We start from the raw sequence: 19,201 nt of genomic DNA, 5'->3' as shown, positions 1-19,201 counted from the left end.
GTTTCGTTTTTACTATTTGCCGTTAGTTTTGAGCTAATTGCAGTGTTGTTTTTGTAAACTATCAGGTAGTTGAGCAACGTTCCATTGCTGGCAGCCCCATGCCAATATCTCATCGATTGAAGCCTCACAAACAGCTTTAGGAACCTCAAAGCCTAAGAACTGCATGGCATTGAGCAGTGTTGGTTTAGGGTTATCGAGGTCAATAGCGGTAGCGTGGTTTTGCTTTGATAGTTTATTGCCAGACGCATCGGTCGCTAACGGCAAGTGCAAGTAGCTCACTGTGTTTTGTTTCTGTGTCTTATAAAGACTGATTTGGCGGCCGGTAGGTTCGATGAGATCCGCGCCTCTCACCACCTCAGTTACGCCTTGCTCGATATCATCAAGTACCACAGCCAAGTTATAAGCAAATAAGCCATCGCGGCGTTTGATGATGAAATCTTCTTCTGCCAGTGCCTTAGGGATTTGAATGGTGCCATGACGGACATCGTCGAATGACTCGACAGGGAAATCCATACATAAGCGCACGGCTTGCTCGCCAGTATCCGTTAATCCTGCCTGTCGACAATGGCCATTATAGAAACCACCCAAGGCTTTTATCTGTTTGCGCGTGCATTGGCAGTAGTAGGCTTGGTTGTCAGCCACCCATTGATCAATTTGCGCTTGGTATAGGTCGTGACGTTGGCTCTGATAAACGACTTTACCATCCCAAAATAGGTGGTATGCCTCAAGCGTCTTAAGAATTAGGTCTGCAGCGCCAGCCATCTCTCTTGGCGGATCCAGGTCTTCCATGCGGACCAACCATTGCCCCTGATAAGATTTTGCCTGGAAGTAGCTGCCAAGAGCGGCAACCAGTGAGCCAAAATGAAGAGGACCTGACGGTGATGGTGCAAAGCGCCCGATATAATTCATATGTGAACAACCTAATCTAGAGGATACCGCAGTAGCCGATTCTTAAGACGTTTAATGTGGTTTAATGCATGCAGTGAGTACTGTCGTTGCTTAGCACTCGTTTTAACACTGCTATTTAAGCTATCTCGCTTGGGCAGCAAACAAAAAAGGGAGCCAAAGCTCCCTTTCTTTACATCCGCAAGCATTAACCTTGCATCTGTTTCTCTTTGATCTCTGCAAGTGTTTTACAGTCAATACAAAGGTCAGCAGTTGGGCGAGCTTCAAGGCGACGAATGCCAATCTCGATACCGCAAGAATCACAGAAGCCGAAATCATCTTCTTCGATCTTGTCTAGTGTCTTCTCAATTTTCTTGATTAGACGACGCTCACGGTCACGGTTACGTAGCTCTAGGCTGAATTCTTCTTCTTGAGAAGCACGGTCAACTGGGTCTGGGAAATTCGCTGCTTCGTCCTGCATGTGGTGCACAGTACGATCAACTTCTTCCCTGAGCTGGTTGCGCCAAGCTGCTAAAATTTTTGTAAAATGTTCCGTTTGCTCAGGTGACATGTATTCTTCACCTGGCTTTTCTTGGTACGGTTCAACACCTGCGATGGCTAGGATGCCTAGCGCTTTTTTCTTAGATTCTGGCATACAGCATCTCCTATTTACACCTAGTCAACTGCAAAGCAGCTAATTTTAAGGCGGGTATCTATAGCAGAAAGAACGAATGGTGGCAAATACTCTTATTCAAACTTGCAATCAATGTGATTTGTTCAACATCTTTGTTTAGTTATTGATAAATTCAACAGATTGTTTTAGTTGTATTTGAGTACTGCTGAGCTCTGCTTTGTAGCAAAGCACTTCAACTCCAGCGTCTTGTGCTTGTTTTAGTAATAACGAATATTTGGCGTCTATATGGTGTGCCGCAGACACTTTTTCAATACCTGAATGTAAAACAGTGAATAAAAGTACGGCTCTATTTCCAGATTCGACCATTTCTGTGAGTTCACGCAGATGTTTTTGGCCTCTGGTTGTCACCGCATCAGGGAAAAAACCTTGCCCCTCAGTTGAGGTCTCTTGTTCATCGAGTAAGGTGACGCTTTTTACTTCGATATAGCAAGGCGGCTTTTCGTTATCTTCAAGCAGAATGTCAATTCGACTATTCTCGCTACCATACTTCACTTCGGTTCGTAACGCGTTATAACCTAAGAGTTCAACTATAGTCTTATTTTCAATTGCTTCCACTGCTAGCTGGTTTGCTCGCGCAGTATTTACACAAATCCGGTGACCTTTGTCCGTTTCTGAGATCTCCCAGCTGTTTGGGTACTTTCTTTTTGCATTATCGGAGGTTGAATACCACACAGTGTTACCCGGAGTCGCGCATCCTGTCATCGCTCCAGTGTTGGCACAGTGAATAGTACGCTCGCTGCCGTCGGGAAGTTTGATGTCAGTGAGGAAACGTTTGTAGCGTTTGATAAGAGTCGCTGACTCTAATGGTGGATTGAACTGCATATTACTTATTTAGACGGGTAGGTTTTTATGTACAATGTTGCCAACATTACACCACAAGGTTCTCCCATTGCCACAACTGCCCATAGAAGCTGTGATGCCAGATCTGCTCGCTGGCGTAGAAACACACACTCAACTAATTCTTAAAGCGGCTCCCGGTGCGGGTAAGTCAACATTCTTCCCTTTACAGTTAGTTAAGACCAAAGCCGTTCAAGGTAAAATTATCATGCTTGAACCAAGGCGGTTGGCTGCAAGAAATATTGCGGCTTACTTGGCGAGTCAATTGGGAGAAAAAGTCGGGGAGAGCATCGGTTTTAGAGTTCGTGGCGAATCTAAAACCAGTAGTGCAACTCGCTTAGAGATCGTTACCGAAGGGATCATGACCAGAATGATCCAAACCGACCCAGAACTCACTGGGGTCGATATGGTGATCTTCGATGAATTCCATGAGCGCAGTATTCATGCGGATACGGCATTGGCGTTTAGCTTGGAGATCCAAGAAGCGCTACGTGACGATCTAAAAGTGATAGTGATGTCGGCCACCTTAGATCAGCAAGCTCTGCAATCCTTGTTGCCAGAGGCTAAGTATGTTGAATCGCAAGGTCGCACTTTTCCGGTTGAATTCCGTTACCAGCCTCTGGGTACTAATGATTACTTGGCGCCTAAAATGGCTAACGTGATTCGTTCTCTGATGGAGAAGGAGTCGGGGTCACTATTGGCGTTCCTACCTGGAGTGTCTGCAATAAAGCAGGTGGAAGCTCAGTTAGAGAACTTAGCCAGTGACATTGATGTGTGCCCTCTATACGGGCAGCTTGATTTTTCTCAGCAACAGAAGGCGATTGCACCATCGGAGAAAGGACGCCGCAAAGTGGTATTGGCTACCAATATCGCTGAAACCTCTTTGACTATCGAAGGTATTCGATTAGTGGTGGACTCAGGGCTTGAAAGAGTCGCTAAGTTTGATTTGAAAGCTGGTATCACTAAGCTCGAGCAAGTCAAAATCTCACAGTCTTCCGCTGAGCAGCGCGCGGGTCGTGCAGGGCGAATTGAAGAAGGGCTGTGTGTTCGCTTGTACAGCGAAACGCAGTTAATACAGCAACCCGCTGTACCTGAGCCTGAAATTCTCCATTCAGACCTCTCCTCGCTGGTGGCAGAGTTGACCCAGTGGGGCGCTGCAAATGCGGATGAACTGCAATGGCTTGATATTCCGCCACGTGCCTCTATAGAGCAAGCTAGGCAATTGTTGCAAAGCCTTGAGCTATTAGACCCCCATGGTCAGTTTACTTCGTTAGGTAAGCAAGCGCAGCGATTAGGTATTGAGCCGCGTATCGCCAGTATGCTGATCAAAGCGCAGCAGGGCAGCCAAGCCATGTTGAATGTTGCTATTGTTGCCGCTGCGTTGTTGGAAGAGCCAGAGCGCAATGTCTCGGATATTCAGCATTCGCTACATAGGCTAAAGCAGAGAAAGCACACGAAAAATAGCGTTGTGATGCAGCGAGCGAAAAACCTCGCTAGCAAACTGAATCATCACTTAGATTTGTCACAACTTGACGAATCATTGCTACCATTGGTGCTTTGTTTTGCATTCCCAGACCGAATTGCTCAAGCGAGAAGTGCCAATAATAATGCTTTTCTGTTAGCGAACGGTCACGGTGCAGAGGTGCGCGATGATGATCCATTGGCAAACAATGATTATATCGTGGTGATTGATTTGATGCGCAGCACCGGGCGTGCTAGTCAGATCTTCTTGGCGACGCCAGTTGATATTGCACAGTTAGAATCTGAATTTCCAAAACTGTTTGTGCGTTCCGATTACGCCGACTGGGATGAAAAACGTGGCAAACTAGTTGCCGAGCAGCGAGTCGCTTTGGGTAAGCTTGTTATCAGCACTAAGACATTACCTGAGCCGGACGCAAGTCAGATTAGCCAAGCGCTGTTGAATTACATCGCTCGATGTGGACTGGACCGTTTACATTGGACGCCATCGGCGAAGCAACTTGTTGAACGCGTGCGCTGCGCCCAACTTTGGATGCCGGAGCATGATTGGCCAGAAATGGATGACGCGAGTTTAGTTGAACATCTTGATACTTGGCTATCGCCGTATTTGAACGGCGTTAAATCTGCGAAAGGGCTGGCAAACGTTTCGATTGAGCAGGCACTGTCCGCGTATCTCGGTTGGCCTCTGAATCAAGAGATTGACCAGTGGCTGCCAACACATTATCTGATGCCTACAGGCAGTAAAAAAGCGATCCGATACCAGTATCAATCTGAACCTGTGATCTCGGTTCGAATGCAAGAGGTCTTTGGTGAACAAGACTCACCATTGATAGCCCAAGGGCGTAAAAAGGTTGTGCTTGAATTACTTTCTCCTGCACAGCGCCCATTACAAATTACTCAGGATTTAGCTGGCTTTTGGGCTGGCGCGTACAAAGAAGTGCAAAAAGAGATGAAAGGTCGTTACCCAAAACACCCTTGGCCTGATGACCCTGCTAACCATGTTGCAACCACTAAAACCAAACGACAGTTGAACCGATGATGACCAAAATGTTAACGCCAAAAAAGGCACCACCTAAAAAAGCGCCAGCAAAGAAGTCACCAGCGACCAAAGCTAAACCAAGAAAGCCGAGAGCGACGGCCAAGAAAGGCAAATCAAAAGCGAAAAAGGCGGGTAACAGAGGTTGGTTAAAGATCCTGTGGGGTATCGCGTGGAAAGCGGGCCTAGCACTGGCTGCATTGCTATTGTTTGTTGGTATCTATCTTGACTCTGTGGTGAAGCAGCGCTTTGAAGGCCAGCTGTTTGATTTACCAACGGTTGTTTATGCGCGTGTGTTGGATTTATCTCCAGGTACTCAGGTCAGCCTTGTTCAGGTGAAGAATGAATTGGATGTGCTGAATTATCGTAAGGTGAGCTCCCCTCGTCATCCTGGTGAGTATTCATCTTCATCAACTAAAATTGAGATGATTCGTCGTCCGTTCGAGTTTGTCGATGGGCCGGAAGCTGATCGTCACGTGATGCTGCACTTCAATGGTAATGAGTTAACTCGTATTCAGTCGCTAGAGAAGAAAGGCGACATGGGGTATTTGCGTGTCGAACCTAAGATGTTGGGCATGCTTGAGAAAAGTAACGATGAACAACGTCTGTTCTTAAAACGTAACCAATTTCCAGAGGTGATGGTTGATGCCTTGTTGGCGACGGAAGATAGAAACTTCTATCAGCACGATGGTGTTTCACCTCTAGCGATTGCTCGTGCGATGGTGGTTAACGTCAAGGCTGGGCGCACTGTACAAGGTGGTAGTACGCTGACACAGCAGCTCGCGAAAAACCTGTTCCTATCTAGTGAACGTACGCTTTGGCGTAAGATTCGTGAGGCTTATATCGCGCTTATCTTGGATCATCGTTACAGCAAAGATCGTATTTTAGAGGCTTACTTAAACGAGGTTTATCTTGGTCAAAATGGCGGTGAAGCGATTCACGGCTTTGGTTTGGCTTCGCGCTTGTACTTCGGCCAACCGATTCAAGAACTGCGTATTGATCAGTTAGCCTTGCTGGTGGGCATGGTGAAAGGACCATCGTATTACAACCCGGTTCGCTACCCTGAGCGCGCTAAAACTCGACGCGATCTGGTTCTGCGCTTGTTGATGCAACAAGATATTTTGACCCCAAGACAATATGAAGAAGCAGCAAGCCGTGATTTGGATATCCAAGACAATCCGCGCATTGCCAGCCGTCAGCCTGCTTATTTCCAACAGGTCAATATCGAGCTGAAAAAGTATGTTGGTGATAGGTTCCAAGCTAAGAAAGGGATACGTGTATTCACCTCTTTGGATCCGGTTTCGCAAGACAAGCTAGAGAAGTCGATTGCTCGCAAGGTGCCTGAGCTATCGAAAACGGCAGGTGATAAATTAGAGGCTGCGGCGATAGCAGTAGATAGAAATACCGGTGAAATCCGAGCAATGGTCGGTGGTAAGCGTACTGGCTACGACGGCTTTAACCGTGCATTGAATGCAAGTCGCCCTATCGGTTCTTTGGTGAAACCAGCGGTATATTTAACCGCACTCGAGCAGCCAGAAAAGTACACCCTGGCAACGACCTTGATGGATACGCCGCTCAGCTTGAAAGGCAGTAAGGGCAGCGTATGGAGCCCGAGAAACTTCGACCGTAAGTTCCGCGGAGATGTGCCCTTGTATGTGGCGCTTTCTAAGTCTTATAACGTACCTACCGTTCGTTTGGGCATGCAGTTAGGCATTGATAAGGTCTCCGATACCATAGGTAAACTGGGTGTCGATAAAAATGAAATTCGCCCAGTACCATCGATGTTTTTGGGGGCGTTCTCTCTGACACCATTCCAAGTGTCTCAGATGTTCCAGACGATCACTAACTCCGGCCGTATCGCACCTTTGTCTGCACTCCGCTCAGTGGTTGATAGTGATGGTGAGGTTTTATACCAATCAATCCCTCGAGTATCGCAGCGCGTTGATCAGCAAGCCGCTTGGCTAACCACTTACGCAATGAAACGTGGTGTATCGGAAGGGACAGGTCGATTCCTACAGAACCAGTTTGCATGGGCAGGACTGGCCGGTAAAACAGGTACCAGTAATGACAGCCGCGACAGTTGGTTTGTGGGTGTTGATGGGCGCGAAGTAACAACCATCTGGCTTGGACGTGATGACAATAAACCGACTAAGCTTACTGGTTCTAGTGGTGCATTGCGTGTCTACGCTGATTACTTGAAGCAGAGAACGCCTGAACAGCTACTACTGCCATGGCCAACCGGAATCGCAACCGCGAGCTTTACTCGTACGTCTGATGGTGCGTTGGAGTTTGACTGTGATGGCGCAGTTAAATTGCCGGTTTGGGATGAAAATGGAAACATTAAAAAGAGCTGTGAAAGTCAACCAAAACAGTGGCTAAAGAAGCTTTTTCAATGGTAAAGTCATAACAGAAAACAATGACAAGGACAGTTTAAATAATGATTTCTCGTTGGTTAGTGAGCAGCTTAGGTATGGTCGGAACTGTGATCAGTTTTCAACTGTTCGCAGCGACTGCGGCACAGGTTGATTCATCTGAGCATGTGGAACTTGAACAAGCTCATAAGAGGCCAACGGTTGCTGTTGTTTTAGCGGGCGGCGGTGCAAAAGGTGCTGCCCATATTGGCGTACTTAAAGCGCTCGAAGAGATGCAAATCCCGGTTGACTACATTACCGGTACCAGTATGGGTTCATACGTTGGTGGTCTTTATGCGACAGGGATGAGCGCAGACGAGATTGAAAGCTTTATCTATACGGTGGATTGGAATCGCGGTTACCGAGACCGTGTAAACCGTAGCGATCGTCGTGTAAGAGATAAAGAGTATGAAGACCGCTACCAACTGAATACCGATCTTGGTTTAGGTTGGGGAGAAATCAAAGCCAGAAAAGGCGTGGTACAAGGCCAGAATATGCTGCGTATTCTGCGTGAAACCACAGGTAACTTGTCGCCACTCGACTCTTTCGATGATCTTGCCATTCCTTATCGCTCCGTCGCAACCGACATTATTGAACTTGAAGAAGTCGTGATTGACCACGGCCACCTTGTCGATGCCATGATGGCGAGTATGTCGGTACCTGGTGCTCTGCCTCCTTATGAAGTTGATGGTCGAATGCTGGTTGATGGTGGCGTAACCAACAATATGCCGGTTGATGTCGCAAGGGCGATGGGCGCAGATATCATTATTGCGGTCGATATCAGTACCAACTACAAAGGCAAAGAGGACTTCACGACCTTTTTAGCCGCAGCAGACCAACTTTCCAATTACCTTGTTCAACGTAGTACCCAGGAACAAGCCGAGACACTCAAAGACAACGATGTATTTCTCCAGCCTGATGTTGGGCAAATGGAAACGACCGAGTTCGATAAAATGCCATCAGCTTACGAAGCCGGTTACGAGGCAGCGAAGCAGCACTCTGTTGAGCTTTCTAAGTTGTCGCTCTCGAATGCTGATTACCAACACTATATCGAAGACAAACAAAAAGCTCGCAGGCAGCTGAAGCATGGTGATAAAACCGTGGTTGATAAAGTGGTCATTAATAACAATACCCACTACTCAGATAAGCTGCTCGAAAACCGTTTGAACCTTCATTCAGGCAAGGTTCTCAAAACCAGCGAAATCGAGGCAAAGGTGCAAGACCTTTATGCGTTGGATCGCTTTGAGTTGGTGACTTATGAGTTCGAAAACGTTGATGGTGAAGATCAACTTACGGTTAATGTGGATGAAAAGTCTTGGGGACCTAATTACCTCAACTTTCGATTCTTCCTCGAAGACGATTTTTCTACGACAAGTCAATATTCTATTGGTGTCTCGGCCAATTTTACCGATATCAACTCACATGGCGCTGAATTAAGAACAAATGTTGAGATGGGAACAGATAAGCGAATTGAGGCGGAGCTTTACTCGCCGTTTTTCTCAAGTCAGAAATTATTTACCTCTGCCTCGATTGTCTACAGTAAGCAAAATCGAAACTTACCTGTCGATATTGATGAAATTGAAGAGCCGACACTCGATGTAACTAACGATTATTTCCCAATGACATACAGTGAATACATCGGTGAATTAGCGTTAGGTTATCAGCCTACTCTGTGGCAAGAGCTAAAGTTTGGTGCTCGCTATACTAACGGTGACGTAGAAGTCGCTTCGTTACCTTCATTAGGAAGTGGCGGCTACTCACGTATTGGTGGTTTTATTAGTTATCGATTGGACACCTTAGATAACTTCAGTTTGCCAACCGAAGGTTATTTCGTCGATTTGGAATACCTTGTCTCTCATGATGATTTTCAAAACGATACGGAGATCAACGACACAGAGTTAACCTCAGAAAGTGATACCGTTTATGAATTCTCAGCCAATTTCATGGCAGCGCAAAGCTATGAAAGACATACTTTAGTCGGAAAAGTCGATTATGGCATTGTAGAGAGCAAGAACTCAGTCTTTCCTATTGATCCTAGAGAGCTCGGCGGCTTCTTAAACCTGTCTGGTATCCCGAGAAACAGCTTAATCGGTCAGAACTTGGCGTACACCAGTCTGATTTATCGTTATAAGTGGTTTGAAAATGATTTCGGTCTCTTTGAATCACCGTTCTACGTGGGCGCATCTATCGAGCATGGTGGCGTTTGGTCGAACAATGATTTGAAGCTTAATGAAGCGCCGATGTACACCGCAGGCTCGGTTTTTGCCGGTGTTGACTCCCCGATAGGACCAATCATATTAGCTTATGGACGTACGGAAGATAACTACGATTCGGTTTACTTGATTGTTGGTACGTCTTACAAATAATCATGCGCGGAGTCGTTATTTAACTGCGTAAATAGGCCAAAATAGTGGGACTTTCGTCTTAACTTGCTATGTTGGTCAAAATGATAAGATTTTAATTTAACGTTAAATTTGCTATTCTACCGCCCACAGTTTGGCCTCTATGACGCCGCTCATCAATACAAATTGAATGACAAAAATGGCAATGGAGAGCCAAGTTTCCAAGGATGTTCACTTCTTTATTTTACTAACAATTATGAAGGTGAGAAGTGAACCGCAATGAGAGGAAAAAAGTCGTGCTTGAAGCCTACCGTAAACACGTCGAAGAACGTGCTGCCGAAGGAGTTGTTCCTAAACCACTAGATGCTGAGCAGGTAGCTGGCCTAGTTGAACTTCTGAAGAACCCACCTCAAGGTGAAGAAGAAACCATTCTTGACCTACTAGAAAACCGCATTCCACCAGGCGTAGATGAAGCTGCCTATGTAAAAGCGGGCTTCCTAACGGCTATCACTAAAGGTGAAGTAGCATCTCCACTAGTAAGCAAAGCAAAAGCTGCAGAATTGCTTGGTACTATGCAAGGTGGTTACAACATCGAATCTCTAGTATCTCTACTTGATGATGCTGAGCTTGCTCCAATCGCTGTGAAAGCACTGTCTCATACTCTACTGATGTTTGATGCGTTCTACGACGTAGAAGAGAAAGCAAAAGCTGGCAATGAATCAGCGCAACAAGTTATTCAATCTTGGGCTGATGCAGAATGGTTCACAGCGAAAGATAAAGTCGCTGAAAAGATCACTGTAAAAGTATTCAAAGTCACTGGTGAAACGAACACCGATGACCTATCTCCAGCACCTGATGCATGGTCTCGCCCAGATATTCCAGTACACGCAAAAGCGATGCTGAAGATGGAACGTGATGGCATCAACCCAGATCAACCAGGTACGGTTGGCCCAATCGCTCAAATCGAAGAACTGCAAAAAGACGGCATTCAGCTTGCTTACGTAGGTGATGTTGTTGGTACAGGTTCTTCTCGTAAGTCTGCGACGAACTCAGTACTTTGGTTCATGGGTGAAGATATCCCGTTCGTACCAAACAAGCGCACTGGCGGTGTTTGTCTTGGTGGTAAAATTGCTCCAATCTTCTACAACACGATGGAAGATTCAGGCGCACTTCCGATTGAATTAGACGTTCAAAACATGAACATGGGCGATGTTATCGATATTTTCCCATATGAAGGTGTTGTACGTAAAAACGGTGAAGAGATCTCTAGCTTCGAACTAAGCAAAGTATTGCTGGATGAAGTTCGTGCTGGTGGTCGTATCCCACTTATCATCGGTCGTGGTTTAACAGGTCGTGCTCGTGCTTCTCTTGGTCTAGAAGAAACAGACCTATTTGCTAAGCCTGTTGATCCATCTGCATCTGATAAAGGCTACACACTAGCTCAGAAGATGGTTGGTAAAGCATGTGGTGTTGAAGGCGTTCGCGCGGGTCAATACTGTGAGCCTAAGATGACGACAGTAGGTTCTCAAGATACTACTGGCCCTATGACGCGTGATGAGCTTAAAGACCTTGCTTGTCTTGGCTTCTCTGCTGACCTAGTGATGCAGTCTTTCTGTCACACATCGGCATACCCGAAACCAGTTGACGTTAACACGCACCATACGCTACCTGATTTCATCATGAACCGTGCAGGTGTTTCACTACGCCCAGGTGATGGTGTTATCCACTCATGGCTAAACCGTATGCTTCTACCTGATACAGTAGGTACTGGTGGTGACTCGCATACTCGTTTCCCTCTAGGGATCTCATTCCCTGCGGGCTCTGGTCTGGTAGCATTCGCGGCAGCAACAGGTGTTATGCCTCTTGATATGCCTGAATCTATCTTGGTTCGTTTTAAAGGTGAAATGCAGCCAGGTATCACGCTACGTGACCTAGTACATGCGATTCCTCTATACGGCATCAAGCAAGGTCTACTAACTGTAGAGAAAGCAGGTAAGATCAACGAATTTTCTGGTCGAGTGCTAGAAATCGAAGGTGTTGAGCACCTATCTGTTGAGCAAGCGTTCGAACTTTCTGACGCTTCAGCTGAACGTTCAGCTGCAGGTTGTACAGTTAAACTGTCTCAAGAGTCTATCGAAGAGTACCTGAACTCAAACATCGTTATGCTTAAGTGGATGATCGCTGAAGGCTACGGTGATGTTCGTACTATCGAGCGTCGTATTACGGCAATGGAAGAGTGGCTAGCGAACCCTGAGTTGCTGTCTGCCGATTCAGATGCTGAATACGCTCACGTTATCGAAATCGACCTTGCTGACATCGATCAGCCAATCCTATGTGCACCAAACGATCCAGATGATGCTCGTCTTCTTTCTGACGTTCAAGGCACAGAGATCCAAGAAGTGTTCATCGGTTCTTGTATGACCAACATTGGTCACTTCCGTGCTGCAGGTAAGATGCTTGAAGAGTTCAACGGCTCGCTAAGCACTCGTCTATGGGTGGCTCCGCCAACTAAGATGGATAAAGACCAGCTAACAGAAGAAGGCTACTACGGTATCTTCGGTCGTGCCGGGGTTCGTATCGAAACTCCGGGTTGTTCTCTATGTATGGGTAACCAAGCACGTGTTGCAGACAAGTCGACAGTAATGTCTACGTCTACTCGTAACTTCCCGAACCGTTTGGGTACAGGTGCTAACGTTTACCTAGCATCTGCTGAACTTTCTGCTGTAGGTGCGATTCTTGGTCGCATTCCAACGAAGGAAGAGTACCTAGAGTACGCGGATAAGATTAATGCAACGGCTGCTGATACATACCGTTACCTGAACTTCCATAAAATGGGTCAGTACACGGAGAAAGCGGACACGGTTATTTTCCAAGAACCAGCCTAGTTCCTCGTCATATTTGTAGCGGCAGCGTTGTTGACGGCGTACGTTCACCGGAGCGCCGGCCGCCCTAATCGCATAGAGCTTCTATGCTCATAGGGATGAACGTACTTGTCGCCTAGCTGCCACTCCAACTATTTAGAGGAACCCAAATGATAGAGCGTCTACTTCGGTAGGCGTTTTTTTATGTCTGAATGTTGGGGGATGAGTAGCTCGATCTATTGATCACTTCACTATATACTCTCGCCTCATTTTTAACCCTGTCTGCAGTTACTGCGTGGAGCCACTATGGAATTCGAATTTACAAGAAACACTCTGATGGGTGAGTACTACGTGAAATGCAGCATGGGACATGAAATCGTTGGCCGTTGGCTACAAGAAGAGATCGGTAAAGATAAGCAGAAATTAGATCATGTGATGGCGCTTATCGAGCAATCACGACAGGATCTGAGCAATGAAGTGACGCTGCTTGGCAAAGAGATTAGCCTTGCCATCAATGAAGATGAAGTAACGATTCAAGAAAACGTACTTGGTCATGAGCAAGAGATGGAAGAGGGCAGTGAGTTCGACTTCTACAACTGTGAGAGCCAAGCAAGCTGTGGAATTGATGACTTCGAGTTGCTAATAGAGCGTTGGATTGAGTTTCTAGGTTACTAGCCGTTGTTATAACAGTGCTTAAGACTCCGTTGCCCAAAACTGGAGCAATAATAGAGTTACGCATTAAGATAGTGAAAAGGTCGCACCGAATTGGTGCGACCTTTTTTGTTATTAGCGCTTAATTATCTTAATCTTATTAAAAATCAATAAGTTAACTTTTTGGCACGCAACTTGGATTGTAATAAGAGAATTAACGGAATTAGTGAAGAATTTAAGGAACGAATATGAAACTAATAAATGCCATTGTTAAGCCATTCAAATTAGATGACGTACGTGAAGCGCTGTCTGATGTGGGTATTGAAGGTATGACGGTCTCTGAAGTGAAGGGCTTTGGTCGTCAGAAAGGACATACTGAATTATACCGTGGTGCGGAATACCAAGTCGACTTCCTACCAAAGGTGAAGCTAGAGATTGCTACTCAAGCTGAAAACGTTGACCGAGTTGTTGAAGCGATCAGCCAAGCAGCACACACAGGCAAAATCGGTGACGGTAAGATTTTTGTGTATGACCTAAGCCAAGCTGTACGAATCCGTACTGGTGAAATGGATGCAGAAGCACTTTAAAGAATTACAAGGACTGGAGACTTTAATATGGAACTTACAACAACAGTAACGGAACTACGTTACGCACTAGACACTTTTTTCTTCCTCATTTCAGGTGCGTTGGTAATGTGGATGGCAGCAGGCTTCGCAATGTTAGAAGCTGGCCTAGTTCGTTCAAAGAACACCACAGAGATTTTAACTAAGAATATCTGCTTGTACGCGATTGCATGTACTGCGTTCTTAGTCGTTGGTTACAACATTATGTATGTCGATAACGGCGAAGGCGGTTGGTTACCATCGTTCGGTACTCTGATTGGTACTCAAGGTGAAGGTGCAGACCACTCTTTAGAATCAGACTTCTTCTTCCAGGTAGTATTCGTTGCAACCGCAATGTCTGTGGTATCTGGTGCAGTAGCTGAGCGTATGAAGCTTTGGTCATTCCTAATCTTCTCTGTAGTGCTAACAGCATTTATCTACCCAATGGAAGGTTACTGGACTTGGGGCGGTGGTTTCCTATCAGAAGCAGGCTTCAGTGATTTCGCAGGTTCAGGTATCGTACACATGGCGGGTGCAGCAGCAGCGCTAGCAGGCGTTCTACTACTTGGTGCTCGTAAAGGTAAATATGGTAAAAACGGTGAAATCTACCCAATTCCAGGTTCGAACATGCCACTTGCTACATTAGGTACATTCATCCTTTGGTTTGGTTGGTTCGGCTTCAATGGTGGCTCTCAACTGATGGTTTCAGATTTCGAGAACGCAACAGCAGTTGGTCAAATCTTCCTTAACACCAACGCAGCAGCAGCAGCGGGTGCAATCGCAGCACTACTAGTATGTAAGACAACTTGGGGTAAAGCGGACCTAACCATGATTCTTAACGGTGCGTTGGCTGGCCTAGTAGCAATCACTGCAGACCCTCTATCACCATCACCTCTGTTTGCAGTGGCAATTGGTTCAGTATCTGGTGCACTAGTGGTGTTCAGCATTATTGCTCTAGACAAAGCTAAGATTGATGATCCAGTAGGTGCTATTTCAGTACACGGTGTGTGTGGTTTCTTCGGTCTAATGGCTGTGCCACTAAGCAATGCAGACGCGACATTCGGTGCACAACTATTCGGTGCAGCAGTAATCTTTGCTTGGGTATTTGGTGCAAGTCTAGCGGTATGGGCTGTACTTAAAGCGACAATCGGTATTCGTGTAAGTGAAGACGAAGAGCTAGAAGGTATGGACATGCATGACTGTGGTGTAGGTGCTTATCCAGAATTTGTGTCGGTAAAATAATTTACAAACATTTACATTTAACCTACTTGAAACCTGCTCATTTGAGCAGGTTTTTTTGATGTTTAACGTTGTGTTTAATCTAATGATACATATAATAATGCAACTGATAAATATTATCATTTCTATGCAAAAAAGGATTGAATCATGAAAAAACTGCTAACTCTTTCAGCTATTGCGTGCAGCACTATCGCACCAGCAGCAATGGCTGCAGAAGAAGTAAACGTATACTCTTACCGTCAACCTTTCCTTGTTGAGCCAATGTTCGATGAGTTCACTAAAGAGACAGGTATCGAGGTGAATGTTAAGTTTGCTAAGAAAGGTTTAGCAGAGAAGCTAGCTCAAGAGGGCGAATACAGCCCTGCAGACGTGGTATTAACTGTTGATATCAGCCGTCTATCTGAGTTAACTGAAAAAGGTTTGGTTCAAGCGGTAAACAGCGACGTTCTAGAAAAGAACATCCCTGCTCAATACCAAGATGCAAACAACGAGTGGTTTGCGCTAACAACTCGTACTCGTAGCGTATATTCTTCACGTGACCGTGTTGGTCGTCTAGGTGAAGACTTCACTTACGCAGACCTAGCGAAGCCTGAATTCAAAGGTAAAATCTGTACTCGTAGCGGTAAGCACCCATACAACGTTTCTCTAGTATCTTCTATGATTGCTCATAAAGGTGAAGCAGAAACTAAAGAGTGGCTAGAAGGCGTTAAAGCAAACCTAGCTCGTAAGCCTCAAGGTAACGACCGTGCACAAGTTAAAGCTATCAAAGAAGGTCTATGTGACGTTTCTCTTGGTAACAGCTACTACCTAGGTAAGATGGTTAACGATAAAGAGCAAAAAGCTTGGGCTGACGCTGTTTACATCAACTTCCCTAACCAAGAGACGACTGGTACTCACGTAAACATCTCTGGTATGGCAATGGCTAAGTACTCTCCAAACAAAGAGAACGCAGTTAAGCTAATGGAATTCCTATCTGGTAACACAGCACAAGGTATGTACGCAGAAGTAAACTACGAATACCCAGTTAAAGCTGATGTTAAACCTTCTGAGCTAGTCGCTTCTTGGGGTGAATTCAAAGCAGATACTATTTCTCTAGACCAAATTGCAGATCACCATGAAGCTGCAATCAAGCTTCTAGACGAAGTTAAATTCGACCTGTAATTATTAATATAGGCTTCGGCCAATATTAGATTTAACAACCTCAAGTTGCCGTTTTGGGTACTTGAGGTTGTTTTGTTTTTAGTTAAGTCACTTTTTGAAACAAAGCTCTCGTTTGATCTTGAGAGTTATTAGCACAGCTCCTTGAAGTCATTACCGTATATGGGTATAAATAACCCCCACCACTAAAAGGGCATGAGATGTATTTGCAACTGCATTTGTGTTTCATTAAGCCTCGTTGTAATTAGGCGATGAAAGAAAAGAATTATTTATGGAACACCAGTAGTGGTTTGATAGCTTTACTACTGGTTTTTCCGATCTTAGCGATATTCACCACCGCTGTAGGTGAGACAAATGAGCTGTTTTCTCATTTGATGTCTACAGTGATGCCGACTTACGCTTATAATACGGTTGTTTTGGTGATCGGAACCATGTTCCTATCGCTATTATTTGGTATTCCTTCAGCTTGGATCATGGCGATGTGTCGCCTGCCAGGTGAGAAAGTGTTGCAGTGGGCATTAGTTTTGCCACTCGCAATGCCAGCTTATATTGTCGGATATATCTTTACCGATTGGTTTGACTTCGCCGGCCCGGTGCAGATTCTGCTTCGCGACCTAACTGGCTGGGGGCCAGGAGAGTATTGGTTCCCGGATATTAGAACCTTGTCTGGCGCAATTATTGTTCTGTCGCTTGTTCTATACCCTTATGTATACCTGCTGTGCCGTGCTGCATTCATGGAGCAGAACGTCTCTCTACTCCAATCCGCTAGATTATTGAAATGCTCACCTTGGGAAAGCTTCCGCCGCATCTCTTTGCCGCTTGTGCGCCCATCAATGGCTGTCGGTTTATCGCTTGTTGCCATGGAAACCATCGGTGACTTCGGCACGGTCAGTTACTTTGCGGTGAACACCTTAACAACGGCGGTTTATGATACCTGGTTAGGCTACTCAAGCTTGACCGCGGCAGCGAAAATATCGGCAATCATGTTGGTTATCGTGATTCTATTGCTAAGCTCGGAGCGATACAGCCGCCGTAAACAGAAGCTATTTCAAAATCAATTCAGTAGTAGTGAAGATTTTCGTTATGACCTGTCTGGTTGGAAAAAATGGCTAGCAATGTTTTGGTGTTGGGGTCTAGTCTGCGTCGCATTCTTGTTCCCGCTTGGCCAGTTAATTATTTATGCTTATAAATACTTCGGTCAAAGCTGGACTCCAGAATTTAGAGAATACGCGGTTAACAGCTTATATGTTTCTATTGTGGCTGCGATTATCGGTGTGATCATTGCTCTCATTGTGAACTTTAATCAGCGAGTAAGCCCAGGTAAGAGAAGTCAGGCATACATGCGTCTTGCTTCTATGGGTTATGCCGTACCTGGCACCGTGTTGGCAATTGGTGTGATGGTGCCGGTTTTGTTCATGGACCACTTAATTAATGATATTGCGAAAGTGATGGAGTGGGGACGTCCGGGGCTGATCTTCTCTGGCTCTATGTTCGCGCTTATTTTTGCGATGGTAGTGCGTTTTTCTGCGGTTGCTATCGGCAGTGTGGAAAGTAGCCTTAGTAAAGTGTCGCCGTCTTTGGATATGGCTTCAAAGACCATGGGTTGTAACACCAACCAGATGTTACGCCGAGTGCATTTGCCTCTGATTAAGCGTGGTGCTTTGATTGCAGGACTATTGGTGTTTATCGAATCGATGAAAGAGTTGAATGCAGCGCTATTGCTGCGTCCGTTTAACTTTGAAACTCTAGCTACCTATGTTTATAACTATGCCTCAGACGAGCATCTAGAGCTGGCTGCGATGCCTGCTGTGTTACTTGTACTTGTGGGTCTAATCCCATTGATTATCGTCAACCGTTCTTTGGAGCAAAAAAACTAATGAGCTGTGCATTATCTATTAAAGATCTGACTTGTAAGTATGAGTCTCAAACGGTTCTCGAGTCGCTTTCTCTTGAAGTTGAACATGGCGAGATCGTATGTCTACTTGGCGCTAGTGGCTGTGGTAAAACAACCTTACTAAAGGCGATTGCTGGATTACTTCCGTTGAGTCATGGGGTAATGAATCTTAACTGTCAGACTATTGATGATGGTAAGAATTGGCTACCACCAGAGCAACGTAACATCGGCATGATCTTCCAAGATTATGCGCTGTTTCCGCACCTTACCGTCAATCAGAACGTAGCATTTGGCTTGCGTGATATGTCTGAGCAAGACAAGAAAGCAAAAGTTAAAGAGATGCTAGAACTGGTTCACCTTGATCAATATGGTGAGCGCTATCCTCATCAGTTGTCTGGTGGGCAGCAGCAACGTGTCGCTATTGCTCGCTCTTTGGCTTACAAGCCTGATTTATTGCTACTTGATGAACCGTTCTCGAACATTGATACCCAAGTTCGTCACGAGTTGATTTCTCAGATCCGCAAGATCTTTAAGAAGCAGGGCGTAACCGCTATTTTTGTTACTCACAGTCGTGAAGAAGCGTTTGCCTTTGCGGATAAAATGGCCGTAATGAACCATGGTGTGATTGAACAATATGGCTCAGCATCTGAGTTGTACTTCCACCCATCAAGCAAGTTTGTGGCTGATTTCTTAGGTGGTGGTAGTTACTTAAATGCTCAGCGTATCTCAGATAATGAATTCGAAACCAGCTTGGGCTTAGTGGAAGCAAAAGCGCAAACGGAAATTGATGTTGGCTCTGAGTGTGCGCTGTTACTGCGACCTCAGCACATTGTCGCGAGCCATGATACAGACAGTAACTTGTCGGTATTGGAGCAGCAATTCATGGGGGACCATTGTCGCTATGTGATTGAAGCCAATGGGCAAAAGCTACTGGCGACTTCGTCGGAAGCGTTAGAAGTTGGTATGCCAGTGACCGTGAAAGTAGACACTAAAGGCGTACTGGCTTTTTAGGTGGTTTAGTGGCTCAGCTATAAAAAAGCCCAGTACTTTCACCAAAGTACTGGGCAAGAGTTCTTCACCTATAGGCTTTAACAAGGCAGTGATTTGTTAAG

13 protein-coding genes are annotated in these 19,201 nt (G+C 45.6%); 10 read left to right on the top strand and 3 right to left on the bottom strand.

What is annotated here, in order from left to right; genetic code table 11:
• Nucleotides 1-33: 33 nt before the first annotated feature.
• The 3 genes from gluQRS to sfsA form a co-directional block, all read right to left on the bottom strand.
• Nucleotides 34-909, bottom strand: a complete 876-nt coding sequence (gene gluQRS / locus OH460_RS07025) for a tRNA glutamyl-Q(34) synthetase GluQRS (RefSeq protein WP_269996158.1) — start codon at nt 907-909, stop codon at nt 34-36.
• A gap of 184 nt (nt 910-1,093) precedes the next feature.
• On the bottom strand, nt 1,094-1,540 hold the full coding sequence (dksA, locus tag OH460_RS07020; protein WP_004738189.1) for an RNA polymerase-binding protein DksA: 447 nt from the start codon (nt 1,538-1,540) through the stop codon (nt 1,094-1,096).
• Between the two features lie 135 nt (nt 1,541-1,675).
• Nucleotides 1,676-2,401, bottom strand: coding sequence for a DNA/RNA nuclease SfsA (gene sfsA, locus OH460_RS07015; RefSeq protein ID WP_105057575.1), 726 nt, complete (start codon nt 2,399-2,401; stop codon nt 1,676-1,678).
• Nucleotides 2,402-2,495: 94 nt separating this feature from the next.
• On the opposite strand from sfsA, the gene hrpB reads away from it, so the two are divergent.
• The 10 genes from hrpB (at nt 2,496) to OH460_RS06965 (ending at nt 19,100) form a co-directional block, all read left to right on the top strand.
• The gene (hrpB, locus tag OH460_RS07010) at nt 2,496-4,934 is read left to right on the top strand and encodes an ATP-dependent helicase HrpB (protein WP_269996242.1); all 2,439 of its coding nucleotides are present in this window, start codon (nt 2,496-2,498) and stop codon (nt 4,932-4,934) included.
• On the top strand, nt 4,931-7,330 hold the full coding sequence (gene mrcB, locus OH460_RS07005; protein ID WP_269996155.1) for a penicillin-binding protein 1B: 2,400 nt from the start codon (nt 4,931-4,933) through the stop codon (nt 7,328-7,330). The genes hrpB and mrcB overlap by 4 nt, the downstream gene beginning before the upstream one ends.
• Nucleotides 7,331-7,368: 38 nt before the next feature.
• Nucleotides 7,369-9,708 (top strand): patatin-like phospholipase family protein, encoded by a 2,340-nt coding sequence (locus OH460_RS07000; protein ID WP_269996153.1) that lies wholly within the window; start codon nt 7,369-7,371, stop codon nt 9,706-9,708.
• A gap of 272 nt (nt 9,709-9,980) precedes the next feature.
• On the top strand, nt 9,981-12,569 hold the full coding sequence (gene acnB, locus OH460_RS06995; RefSeq protein ID WP_171762431.1) for a bifunctional aconitate hydratase 2/2-methylisocitrate dehydratase: 2,589 nt from the start codon (nt 9,981-9,983) through the stop codon (nt 12,567-12,569).
• A gap of 282 nt (nt 12,570-12,851) precedes the next feature.
• On the top strand, nt 12,852-13,220 hold the full coding sequence (locus OH460_RS06990; RefSeq protein ID WP_269996151.1) for a YacL family protein: 369 nt from the start codon (nt 12,852-12,854) through the stop codon (nt 13,218-13,220).
• A 224-nt stretch (nt 13,221-13,444) separates the two neighbouring features.
• Nucleotides 13,445-13,783, top strand: a complete 339-nt coding sequence (glnK, locus tag OH460_RS06985) for a P-II family nitrogen regulator (protein WP_004738200.1) — start codon at nt 13,445-13,447, stop codon at nt 13,781-13,783.
• A gap of 27 nt (nt 13,784-13,810) precedes the next feature.
• Nucleotides 13,811-15,040: an ammonium transporter gene (locus tag OH460_RS06980; RefSeq protein ID WP_076655082.1), complete on the top strand. Its 1,230-nt coding sequence runs from the start codon at nt 13,811-13,813 to the stop codon at nt 15,038-15,040.
• 144 nt (nt 15,041-15,184) lie between these two features.
• On the top strand, nt 15,185-16,198 hold the full coding sequence (locus OH460_RS06975; protein WP_269996147.1) for a Fe(3+) ABC transporter substrate-binding protein: 1,014 nt from the start codon (nt 15,185-15,187) through the stop codon (nt 16,196-16,198).
• A 248-nt stretch (nt 16,199-16,446) separates the two neighbouring features.
• Nucleotides 16,447-18,072, top strand: coding sequence for an ABC transporter permease (locus OH460_RS06970; RefSeq protein WP_061032489.1), 1,626 nt, complete (start codon nt 16,447-16,449; stop codon nt 18,070-18,072).
• Nucleotides 18,072-19,100, top strand: coding sequence for an ABC transporter ATP-binding protein (locus tag OH460_RS06965; RefSeq protein ID WP_061032490.1), 1,029 nt, complete (start codon nt 18,072-18,074; stop codon nt 19,098-19,100). The genes OH460_RS06970 and OH460_RS06965 overlap by 1 nt, the downstream gene beginning before the upstream one ends.
• Nucleotides 19,101-19,201 lie beyond the last annotated feature (101 nt).

Source organism: Vibrio sp. Makdt (assembly GCF_027587015.1).
In the GTDB taxonomy this organism is placed as follows: Bacteria; Pseudomonadota; Gammaproteobacteria; order Enterobacterales; family Vibrionaceae; genus Vibrio; species Vibrio chagasii_B.
This window is presented reverse-complemented; position numbering and strand designations above follow the sequence as displayed.